This is a genomic window from Qingrenia yutianensis (assembly GCF_014385105.1).
In the GTDB taxonomy this organism is placed as follows: domain Bacteria; phylum Bacillota; class Clostridia; order UMGS1810; family UMGS1810; genus Qingrenia; species Qingrenia yutianensis.
The window spans coordinates 1-789 of record NZ_JACRTE010000079.1; the positions used below are offsets into that span (position 1 = coordinate 1).

Below are 789 nucleotides of genomic sequence, written 5' to 3' on the forward strand. Positions count from 1 at the left end.
GCGGCGATGACGCAAAGGAAACACCCGTACCCATACCGAACACGGCAGTTAAGCTTTGTAGTGCCGAAAATACTTGGCTGGCGACGGCCCGGGAACATAGGAAGCTGCTAAGACAAACATTCCTCGTTAGCTCAGCCGGTAGAGCATGCGGCTGTTAACCGCAGGGTCGTTGGTTCGAGTCCAACACGGGGAGCCAGAAAAAGCGGTCAAAATAGATGCAATCTGTTTTGACCGCATTCTTATGCGGTTTTTGAGCATTTTTGAAAAATTCGATTTGACTAAAAAACAGTAGATGCACCCACCGGTTTGACCGGACTTGAACCGGGGACACCGTAAAAATCAAATATAAAATCAATTCAAAAAATGCTAATGTACAAAATAGATGCACAGTATAACATAATGGTTTTGAACCGTAACACAACTTAATATGGATAAATTAAGACGATAGTTTCTAAATAGAGATTATCGTCTTTTTTTGTATTTCCAAAAATGAAAGGATGAAAAAAATGAATGAGAAAAAATTTTTACAGCAGATGTACACTAAGCTTGAAAATCAATTAGAACAGGAGGTGAAACTTGCAGATGACAGCATTGAAATTTCAGAGGGCGATAAAGTTATTTTCAGAGTTGACAGCAAAGGTGATATGCTTTATTCGGCGGACAAGCAATTCTCAAATATCGTTAACAAGCTTCATGGCAAAATAGAGAATGATGTACGCAACACAAAAGAGTTTCTTAAAGTGATGGATAACAGTCCGGAATTAACGGCGGTTGACCTTAATGCACCGT

1 protein-coding gene, 1 tRNA gene and 1 rRNA gene are annotated in these 789 nt (G+C 39.9%); all 3 read left to right on the plus strand.

From position 1 onward, the window contains the following. Positions 1 to 113: ribosomal RNA gene (rrf, locus tag H8706_RS12155) — 5S ribosomal RNA — on the plus strand; the annotation flags it as partial. A 7-nt stretch (positions 114 to 120) separates the two neighbouring features. Continuing rightward, a tRNA-Asn gene (locus tag H8706_RS12160) sits at positions 121 to 196 on the plus strand. 310 nt (positions 197 to 506) lie between these two features. Further along, positions 507 to 789: hypothetical protein (locus tag H8706_RS12165; RefSeq protein ID WP_262432848.1), on the plus strand; the 283-nt coding region annotated here is incomplete at its 3' end.